This is a genomic window from Oceanicella sp. SM1341 (genome assembly GCF_003448965.1).
Classification (GTDB): domain Bacteria; phylum Pseudomonadota; class Alphaproteobacteria; order Rhodobacterales; family Rhodobacteraceae; genus Paroceanicella.
The window spans coordinates 82,723-91,688 of the sequence record NZ_QRGC01000027.1 but is presented as its reverse complement, the minus strand read 5'-3'; the positions used below and the strand labels follow the sequence as shown (position 1 = coordinate 91,688).

Sequence of the window (8,966 nt, the reverse complement as noted above, 5' to 3'; positions counted from 1 at the left end):
GGGCCGAGGCCGGCGCCGCCCGGCCGCGGGCGCCGCGCCGCAGCTTCACCCGGCTGGGCGTGATCGGCGCCGGGATGATGGGCGCCGGCATCGCCCGCGCCGCCGCCGGGCGCGGCATCGCCGTCACCCTGCTCGACCGCGACGCCGAGAGCGCCGCCGCCGGCCACGCCCGCATCGCCGCGGCGCTGGAGACGGCCGTCGCCGCCGGGCGCACCACGCCCGGGGCCGCCGCCGCCACCCTCGCCCGCATCACCCCCGCAGCCGGTCCCGAAGCGCTCGCCGGGGCCGAGCTGGTGATCGAGGCGGTGTTCGAGCAGACGGCGCTCAAGCAGGCGGTCACCCGCGCGGCACTGCCGCACCTGGGAGCGGAGACCATCCTGGCCTCCAACACCTCGACCATCTCCATCGACACGCTCGGCGCCGCCCTGCCCGCGCCCGGGCGCTTCCTCGGACTGCATTTCTTCTCGCCGGTCGAGCGGATGCCGCTGGTCGAGATCATCCGCGGCAGCGCCACGAGCGACGCCACCCTCGCCGCGGCGCTCGACCTCGTGCTGCAGCTCGGCAAGACCCCCATCGTGGTCAGCACCAGCCCCGGCTTCTTCACCAGCCGCATTTTCTGCACCTGGATCGACGAGGCCATGGCCATGCTGGCCGAGGGCGTGGCCCCCGCCCTGATCGAGAACGCCGCCCGCCGCATCGGCGCCCCCGTCGGCCCGCTGGCGGTGACCGACGAGGTCTCGCTCGCGTTGCAGCAGGAGGTGATCGACCAGGCGGAGGCCGACGGTCTCGCCCCGCGCTTCCTGCGCGGCCACGCCCGCCCGGTGATCGCGCGGATGCTCGGGCTCGGCCGGCCCGGCCGCAAGGCGCGCGCGGGGTTCTACGACTACCCCGCCGGGGCGGCGAAGCGGCTCTGGCCCGGGCTGGCGGAGGTCTTCCCCGCCGCGGCCCCCCAGCCGGGGGTGGAGGAGATCGGCACCCGGCTGCTCGCCATCCAGGCGCTCGATGCCGCCCGCTGCCTCGAGGAAGGCGTGGTCGCCCGCGCGGAAGACGCCGACCTGGGCGCGGTGCTCGGCGTGGGGTTCCCCTCCTGGACCGGCGGGCCGCTGAGCTACATCGACATGACCGGCGCGGAGGCCTTCGTTGCCACCTGCGACCAGCTGGCGGCGCGGCACGGGGCCCGCTTCCGCCCCTCCGCCGCCCTGCGCGTCCATGCCGCTGCCGGCCGGCGCTTCCACGAAGGAGAGCGCGCATGAGCCTCATCCCCCGCACCATCTTCGAGCCCGAGCACGAGCAGTTCCGCGACAGCGCCCGGCGCTGGGTGGCCGAGGCGCTCGCCCCCCGGGTCGGGGCCTGGCGCGCCAATGGCGAGGTCGACCGCGAGAGCTTCCTCTCCGCCGGCGCGCAGGGCTTCCTCTGCCTCTGGGCCGACGAGGCCTACGGCGGCGCCGGCGTGCGCGACTACCGCTTCGACCAGGTGCTGCAGGAGGAGGTGGTGCGCGGCGCCGACCCCGGCTTCTATCTCAACCTCCACTCGCAGATCGTGGCGCCCTACATCGACCGCTTCGGCACCCCCGCCCTGAAGGACCGGCTGATGCCGAAGGCGGTCTGCGGCGAGACGATCCTCGCCATCGCGATGACCGAGCCCGCGGCGGGCAGCGACCTTGCCGGCATGCAGACCCGCGCCCGGCCCGACGGCACCGACTGGCTGCTCTCGGGCAGCAAGACCTACATCTCCAACGGCCTGCTGGCCGACGCCGTGGTGGTCGCGGCGCGCACCGACCCCGAGAGGCCGCACGCGATCGGGCTCTTCGTGGTCGAGCGCGGCATGGCGGGCTTCTCGCGCGGGCGGCGGCTGAGGAAGACCGGGCTCGACGCGCAGGACACGGCCGAGCTCTTCTTCGACGATGTGCGCGTGCCGGCCGAAAACCTGCTGGGCGAGCCGGCGAAGGGCTTTGCCTACATGAGCGAGCTGCTCGCAACCGAGCGGCTGATGGTGGCCATCGGCTCCATGGCCCACGCGGGGGCGGCCTTCGACGAGACCCTCGCCTGGGTCACCGGGCGCCGCGCCTTCGGCCGGCCGATCGGCGCCTTCCAGGAGACGCGCTTCGCCATGGCGCGGATGCGCGCCGAGCTCGACATCGCCCAGAGCTTCACCGACGATTGCGTGATGCTCGCCAATGCCGGCCGGCTGAGCGCGGAGGTGGCGGCCGGGGTGAAGCTCGTCACCACCGGGCTGGAGAACCGGGTGATCGACCGCTGCGTGCAGCTCCACGGCGGCGCCGGCTACATGGAGGAATACCGCATCTCGCGCATGTACCGCGACGCGCGGGTGAGCCGCATCTTCGCCGGCTCCGACGAGATCATGAAGGAAATCATCGCGCGGGGCCTCGGCTTCGACGCGCGCAGGCTGGACTGAGGGAGGGACGTGATGCGGCAGGATGCGATGACCGGTTTCGAAGGCGCCACCATGCGCCTCACCCGCGGCGCGGAGGGGGTGGCGCGGCTGATCATCGAAACCCCGGGGCCGATGAACACGCTCAGCGCCGCGGTGCATGCCGATCTCGCCCGCGCCCTGGCGGCGGTGGAGGCGGATGCCTCCGTCACCGGGCTCATCCTCACCTCGGCGCGGGAGGATTTCGTGGTGGGGGCGGATATCGGCGAGTTCGCCGGGCTCTTCGCGCTGGAGGAGGCGGAGATCGCCGCGCGCTGCCGGGCACTCAACGAGGGGTTCCGCGCGCTCGAGGACCTGCGGGTGCCCACGGTGGCGGCCATGCCGGGCATGGCGCTCGGCGGCGGGCTCGAGCTCGCGCTGTGCTGCGATGCCCGGGTGCTGAGCGAGAGCGGCCGGGTGGGCCTGCCGGAGGTCTCGCTCGGCGTGTTCCCCGGCCTCGGCGGCACGGTGCGAGTGCCGCGGCTGGCGGGCGTGGCAAGGGCGCTGGAGATGATCGTCTCGGGCAGGCCCGTCGACGCCGCGCAGGCCTGCGCCGCCGGGCTGGTGACCGTGACCGCCCCGCCGGATGCGCTCGAGACGGCGGCGGAGCGGCTGCTGGCCGGCCTCATCGCCTTCGGCGACTGGCGGCAGGCCCGCGCGGTGAAGCGCGCTCCGGTCGCCGACCGCGACCCGGCGCTGTTCGCGGCCGCCCGCAATGCCGACCGGTCGGGCCCGCACCAGCCCGCGGCGCGCATGGCGATCGACCTCGTCGAGCGCTCCGCCGCGATGGACCGGGCCGGGGCGCAGGAGGCCGAGTGCCTGGGCTTCGCGCAGGTCGCCACCACCCGGGCCGCCGCCTCGCTCACGCAGATGTTCTTCGCGCAGCGCGCGGTGGCGAAGGCGGCGAAGGCTGCGGCGGCCGGGGCGGCGGCCCCGGCGCGCGCCGGGGTGCTCGGCGCCGGCATCATGGGCGGCGGCATCGCCTACACGCTGGCGCTGAGCGGCATCGAGGTGCGCCTCGGCGACATGCCCGCAGCGCGCTCGACGCGGCGGGAGAGGAGATCGAAAGGCTCATCGCGGGCGAAGCCCGGCGCGGCCGGCTCGATGCCGCCGCCGGCGCCGCCCTCAGGGCCCGCATCACCAGCGCCACCGCGCCCGAGGGCCTCGCGGCGGCCGGGATGGTCGTCGAGGCCGTGGTCGAGCGGCTCGGGGTGAAGCGCGAGGTGATCGCTGCGCTCGAGGCCCTGCTCCCGGCGGAGGCGGTGATCGCCTCCAACACCTCGAGCCTGCGGATCGACGATCTCGCCGCCGGCATGGCCCGGCCGGAACGCCTCGTGGGCATGCATTTCTTCAATCCCGTGCCGCGCATGCCGCTGGTGGAGATCGTGCGCGGGGCGCGGAGCAGCGACGCCGCCGTGGCCACCGCCGTGGCCACCGCGCTCGCGATGCGCAAGACCCCCGTGGTGGTGGCCGACTGCCCGGGTTTCCTCGTGAACCGCATCCTCACCGCCTACATCAACGCCTTCACCCGGCTGGTGGCCGAGGGGGTGGACTTCCGCCGCATCGACCGGGTGATGGAGGCGATGGGCTGGCCCATGGGCCCCGCCCTGCTGCAGGACGTGGTGGGCATGGACACCGGCGCCCACGTGATCGGGACCATTTCCGCCGGCTACCCCGAGCGCATGACGCGGGACTGGCCGGACGCCGTGGCGGCCATGGCCCGCGCCGGCCGGCTGGGGCAGAAATCCGGCGCCGGTTTCTACGCCTGGAGCCGCGACGACACCGGCCGGCTGCGCAGGCAGGACGACCCCGCCGCCGACGCGCTGATCGCCGGCCTGCGCCGGGACGCGGCGGAGGCCGGCGGGGCGACGATGATCGGGCCGGAGCCGGGCGACGCCGAGATCGGCGAGCGCATGATGCTCGCCCTCGTGATGGAGGCGATCCACGCGCTGGAGGACGGCGTGGCGGCCACCCCGGCCGAGCTCGACATGGCGCTGGTGACGGGCATCGGCCTGCCGGTGCACATGGGCGGCGCACTCGCCTGGGCCGACCGGACCGGCCTGCCCGAGCTCGTGGCGCTCTGCGCCCGCCACGCGCACCTGGGCCCGGCCTATCGCGCGACGGACGCGCTGAAGCGCCGTGCGGCCGAGGGGCGTCCCTATCGCTGAAGCCGGGCGCGCGGCACGGACTGCCGCCCGGGCTGCGGGCGAAGGCCCGGTGCCGCCGGGCAGGCTGCGCTCTGAAAGGCGCGCGGGGCCCGGGGGTGGCCGCCCCTTCGCTGGCCCCGGGGGCGCCGCATCGGCCCCCCGCGCGCCGCGCCGGCGGTGGCTCAGAGCGCCGGTTCGTCCAGCCCCATGCGGCTGCACAGGGTGGCCAGGGTCGCGCGCTCCTCCGCACCCCAGCTCGCTGCCCGCGCGGCGAAGAGCGCCGCCTCGGAGGCGAGGATCAGCCCGTCCTCCAGCACCCGCAGGTGGTTGGCGCGCAGGGTCTCGCCGGTAGAGGTGATGTCGGCGATAAGCTCGGCGGTGAGGTTCTTCACCGTGCCTTCCGTGGCGCCCTGGCTGTCGACGATGCGGTAGTCGGCCACGCCGCGGCGGCGCAGGAAGTCGCGCACCAGCCGGTGATATTTCGTCGCCACCCGCAGGCGCAGCCCGTGGCGGGCGCGGAAATCGGCGGCCACCGCGTCGAGGTCCTCCACCGATTCCACGTCGACCCAGACCGAGGGCACCGCGATCACCAGGTCGGCGCGGCCGAAGCCGAGCGCGGCGAGCTGGCTCACCCGCCCTTCCCAGCCGGGGATGGTCTCGTGCACCAGGTCCTGCCCGGTGATGCCGAGGTGGATGCGCCCGGCCGCGAGCTCGCGCGGGATCTCGGAAGCCGAGAGCAGCACGAGGTCTACCCCGTCGACCCCCGACACCGTGCCGGCATATTCACGCTCCGCCCCGGTACGCTCGATGGCGATGCCCCGCTCATGGAACCAGGCGATGCACTGGCCCTGCAGCCGGCCCTTGGAGGGGAGTCCGAGCTTCAGCCGGCTCATGCCGCACCTCCCTGTGCCGCGATCAGCGCCTCGGGGCGGATGATCGCCCCCACCGCCGGAATGCCGGCCCCGCCGCCGAGCACGGCGGTCACGTGGTCGTAGCGCCCGCCCTGGGCGAGCGGCGGCAGGTCGGGCCGGCCCGGGGCCGAGAGGCCGAAGACGAAACCGTCGTAATATTCCAGCGTGGTGCGCCCGAAGGAGGTGGAGAAGGGCAGCGCGCCCGCGTCGATGCCGCGGCGGGCGAGCGCCTCGAGCCGCGCCTCCACCCGGTCGCAGGCGCCCTTCAGCCCCGGCATGTCGGGGGCGAGGCCGCGCAGCCGGGCGAGGGCCGCAGCGGAGGGGCCGCTCACCGAGAGCACCTCGTCGAGGGCGGCCACCTGGGCCTCGGTGAGCGGCGGGGTCGCGGCTTCGCCGGCCAGGCGCAGGGCGCGGGCGGTGATGTCCTCGGCGTCGCGCAGGCCCACCGGCTCGCCGGCCCAGGCGATGAGCTCGCCCACCGCCTCGGCGCCGCGCTCGGCGGCGGCGAGCAGCGTGGCGCGGGCGGCCGTGGCCTCCTCGTGGCCGGCGCCGAAGCGGCGCAGCAGCCGGCGGAACGCCTCGGGGCGCCAGAGGTGCCGGCGCAGGGCGGCGCGGCGGTGCGGCGCGGTCTCCAGCCCGTCGACCACGGCGGCAAGGATGCCCATGTCACCGGTGGCGACCTCCGAGCCCGTCTCGCCCACGAGGCCGGCCATGAGCGCGAAGACCTCGGCATCGGCCTCCGCCGGGTCACCGGCGTCGAACAGTTCGAAACCCGCCTGCAGGTACTCGTTCGGCCGGCGCGAGCCCGGCTCCTGCGCGCGCCAGACCGGGCCGCAATAGGCGTAGCGGGCCGGTGCCGCGCCATGCGCCATGTGCAGCCGCACCACCGGCACGGTGAAATCCGGGCGCAGCATCATCTCGCCCGCCACGGGGTCCTGCGTCACGTAGGCGCGGGCGCGGATATCCTCGCCGTAGAGGTCGAGCAGCACGTCGGCCGGCTGCAGCGCCTCGGGCTCCACCACGGTGGCGCCGGCGGCGCCGTAGGCGGTGAGGATGCGGGCGGTCTCGGCCTCGAGCCGGGCGAGCCCGGCGCCGAGACGGCCGTCCGGCAGGTAGGCGCGCGCGGTGAGCATCAGCCCTGCGCCCCGCGCCGGGCCATCATGCGGCGCACCTGCTCCACCAGCTCGGCGCGCGGCACTTCCATCTGCGCGGGCTGGGCCTTCCATTCCTCGTTGGTCTCGATGGCGGCGGCGAGCCGGGCGCCGAGCGCGAGGTCCTTGAGCTGGACCACGCCGCGGGCCTGCTCGTCCTCGCCCTCGATCACCGCCACCGGGCTGTTGCGCGCATCGGCATACTTGAGCTGCTTGCCCATGTTGCCGCCGCCGAGAAACACCTCGGCGCGGATGCCGGCGTTGCGCAGCTCGGCCACCATGCGCTGGTAATCGGCCATGCGGGCGCGGTCCATCGCGGTGACGACGACGGGGCCCTCGGCCACCATCCCCGCCCTGCCCTTCGCGGTGAGGGCGGCGAGCAGCCGGTCGACCCCGATCGACACGCCGGTCGCGGGCACCGACTGGCCGGTGAAGCGCTTCACCAGGTCGTCGTAGCGCCCGCCGCCGGCCACCGAGCCGAACTGGCGCGGGCGGCCCTTCTCGTCGCGGATCTCGAAGGTGAGCTCGGCCTCGTAGACCGGGCCGGTGTAATAGCCCAGGCCGCGCACCACGGCGGGGTCGATCAGGATGCGGTCGGGCCCGTAGCCGGAGGCGTCGAGCAGCTCGGCCATGGTCTCGAGCTCGTTCACCCCCTCGGCACCGGTGTCGGAGCCGGTAACGAGCTCGCGCAGCCGGGCGGCGGTGGCGGCCCCCGTGTCGCGCTTCGCGGCCATGAAGCCCATCACGATTTCGGCCTGCTCGGCCGAGAGTTTCGCGCCCTCGGTATAGTCGCCGCTCTCGTCCTTGCGGCCCTCGCCGAGCAGGGCGCGCACGCCCGCGTCACCCAGCCGGTCGAGCTTGTCGATGGCGCGCAGCACGATGCCGCGGCGGGCGGCATGGGCGTCGGGGTCGGCGGGGTCGAGCACGCCGATCACCTCCATGATGCCGTTGAGCACCTTGCGGTTGTTGAGCTTCACCTGGTAGTCGCCGCGCGGAATGCCGGTGGCCTCCAGCGCGTCCGACAGCATGGCGCAGATCTCGGCGTCGGCCGCCACGGTGGGGGTGCCCACGGTATCGGCATCGCATTGATAGAACTGGCGGAAACGCCCCGGCCCCGGCTTCTCGTTGCGCCAGACCGGCCCCACGGCGTAGCGGCGATAGGGCGAGGGCAGGTCGTTGCGGTGCTGGGCAAACACGCGGGCGAGCGGCGCGGTGAGATCGTAGCGCAGCGCCACCCAGGCGTCCTCGTCGAGCCAGGCGAACACGCCTTCGTTGGGGCGGTCAACGTCGGGCAGGAACTTGCCGAGCGCCTCCACCGTCTCGACCGCCGAACTTTCCAGCGGATCGAATCCGTAGCGGTGGTACACTTCCGTGATCGTGGCGAGCATGCGGTTGCGTTCGGTCACCTCGGTGCCGAAGTAGTCGCGAAACCCGCGGGGGGTCTCGGCGCGAGGGCGCCTGACTTTCTGTTTGTCCTTGGCCATAATCGGGTGTCCAACGCTTGTGGTGCGCCCGAAAAGCGGGCACGGGGCTTGCCTCGCGCCCGGGAGACGGACGCGGGCGTGGTTTAGCGAATGATCCCGGTCTGGGCAAGGACGGGCTGGGTGCAGTGGGTGTGGAGCAGGGGAACCGGATGACGGATATGGGACAGCGCCTCACGGATCTCGAGATCCATGTGGCGCATCAGGAGATGGTGATCACCGAACTCTCCGAGACCGTGAACCGGCAATGGGCGGAGATCGACATGCTCAAGCGCAGCCTCACGCGGCTGGTGGAGCGGATCAACGAGGGCGCGGAGCCGGGCGATGCCCCGCCCGCACACCAGCCGCCGCCGCACTGGTAGCGGCGGCAGCGGCCCGGGCCGGACGCGGCACAAGGAACAGCGACGAGGCCCGAAGCTGCCCCCCGCATGGCACCGGAGATCTCTCCGCGTGGCGTACACGGGCTCAATGCCGCCCCGCTCGGCGGGGCGGGAAGAGCAGCGGGGAGAGTGGCGCTCAGTTGAGCAGGAATTCTCCGTCGACCTTGCGCCATTCCCCGGGCCGGATCAGCCGGCAATGGGAATAGACCACCGAGTGCAGCGGCCCCTCCAGCTCGTCGCGCCAGAAGTCGAGAAACTTGCGCAATCGCGGAAATTTCGGGGCGAGATCGTATTCCTGCCAGACGAAGGTCTGCAGCAGGGACTGGCAGTCGGGCATGCGGTAGTAGATCTGCGCGGTGGTGAGCCCGTGACCGGACAGCATGAGCTCGGTTTCCGACGGAGATGGTTTCATGCGGCACCTCTTTTGCACTGCGTCATGTGCAAAGCGTGCCGCGACAAGGTTAA

Annotated in this window: 8 protein-coding genes and 1 pseudogene; 5 read left to right on the top strand and 4 right to left on the bottom strand. The window is 73.8% G+C overall.

Annotated elements, in window-relative coordinates; genetic code table 11:
• The 4 genes and pseudogenes from D3P35_RS20220 to D3P35_RS27015 form a co-directional block, all read left to right on the top strand.
• On the top strand, positions 1–1,253 hold a 1,253-nt coding region (locus tag D3P35_RS20220), incomplete at its 5' end, for a 3-hydroxyacyl-CoA dehydrogenase NAD-binding domain-containing protein (RefSeq protein ID WP_232830574.1).
• A complete protein-coding gene (locus D3P35_RS20215; RefSeq protein WP_198670718.1) occupies positions 1,250–2,416 on the top strand; it encodes an acyl-CoA dehydrogenase family protein in 1,167 nt (388 codons plus the stop codon). The genes D3P35_RS20220 and D3P35_RS20215, both read left to right, overlap by 4 nt.
• A 12-nt stretch (positions 2,417–2,428) precedes the next feature.
• Positions 2,429–4,255, top strand: a pseudogene (locus tag D3P35_RS27020) (3-hydroxyacyl-CoA dehydrogenase NAD-binding domain-containing protein); the annotation flags it as partial.
• A gap of 47 nt (positions 4,256–4,302) precedes the next feature.
• Positions 4,303–4,599, top strand: a complete 297-nt coding sequence (locus tag D3P35_RS27015; protein WP_370032027.1) for a 3-hydroxyacyl-CoA dehydrogenase family protein — start codon at positions 4,303–4,305, stop codon at positions 4,597–4,599.
• 161 nt (positions 4,600–4,760) lie between these two features.
• Here the strand turns inward: D3P35_RS27015 and hisG are convergent, their stop codons facing one another.
• Genes hisG through hisS form a run of 3 tightly spaced genes read right to left on the bottom strand, consistent with a single transcriptional unit; the run spans position 4,761 to position 8,124 of the window.
• Positions 4,761–5,471: an ATP phosphoribosyltransferase gene (gene hisG / locus D3P35_RS20200; protein WP_118137226.1), complete on the bottom strand. Its 711-nt coding sequence runs from the start codon at positions 5,469–5,471 to the stop codon at positions 4,761–4,763.
• Positions 5,468–6,622, bottom strand: a complete 1,155-nt coding sequence (locus D3P35_RS20195) for an ATP phosphoribosyltransferase regulatory subunit (protein ID WP_118137224.1) — start codon at positions 6,620–6,622, stop codon at positions 5,468–5,470. The genes hisG and D3P35_RS20195 overlap by 4 nt, the downstream gene beginning before the upstream one ends.
• On the bottom strand, positions 6,622–8,124 hold the full coding sequence (hisS, locus tag D3P35_RS20190) for a histidine--tRNA ligase (protein WP_118137222.1): 1,503 nt from the start codon (positions 8,122–8,124) through the stop codon (positions 6,622–6,624). The genes D3P35_RS20195 and hisS overlap by 1 nt, the downstream gene beginning before the upstream one ends.
• A 149-nt stretch (positions 8,125–8,273) precedes the next feature.
• Here hisS and D3P35_RS20185 point away from each other — a divergent pair, with 149 nt between their 5' ends.
• Positions 8,274–8,483 carry a SlyX family protein gene (locus D3P35_RS20185; RefSeq protein WP_118137220.1) on the top strand — a complete coding sequence of 70 codons (210 nt, stop codon included), beginning with the start codon at positions 8,274–8,276 and terminating at the stop codon, positions 8,481–8,483.
• 154 nt (positions 8,484–8,637) lie between these two features.
• Here D3P35_RS20185 and D3P35_RS20180 read toward each other — a convergent pair whose 3' ends face one another.
• Complete coding sequence (locus D3P35_RS20180) at positions 8,638–8,913, bottom strand: usg protein (protein WP_118137218.1); 276 nt, start codon at positions 8,911–8,913, stop codon at positions 8,638–8,640.
• Positions 8,914–8,966 lie beyond the last annotated feature (53 nt).

Coding starts and splice junctions, on each gene's coding strand:
- D3P35_RS20215 (WP_198670718.1), top strand. CDS start 1,250: ATGAGCCTCATCCCCCGCACCATCTTCGAGCCCGAGCACGAGCAGTTC.
- D3P35_RS27015 (WP_370032027.1), top strand. CDS start 4,303: ATGATCGGGCCGGAGCCGGGCGACGCCGAGATCGGCGAGCGCATGATG.
- hisG (WP_118137226.1), bottom strand. CDS start 5,471: ATGAGCCGGCTGAAGCTCGGACTCCCCTCCAAGGGCCGGCTGCAGGGC.
- D3P35_RS20195 (WP_118137224.1), bottom strand. CDS start 6,622: ATGCTCACCGCGCGCGCCTACCTGCCGGACGGCCGTCTCGGCGCCGGG.
- hisS (WP_118137222.1), bottom strand. CDS start 8,124: ATGGCCAAGGACAAACAGAAAGTCAGGCGCCCTCGCGCCGAGACCCCC.
- D3P35_RS20185 (WP_118137220.1), top strand. CDS start 8,274: ATGACGGATATGGGACAGCGCCTCACGGATCTCGAGATCCATGTGGCG.
- D3P35_RS20180 (WP_118137218.1), bottom strand. CDS start 8,913: ATGAAACCATCTCCGTCGGAAACCGAGCTCATGCTGTCCGGTCACGGG.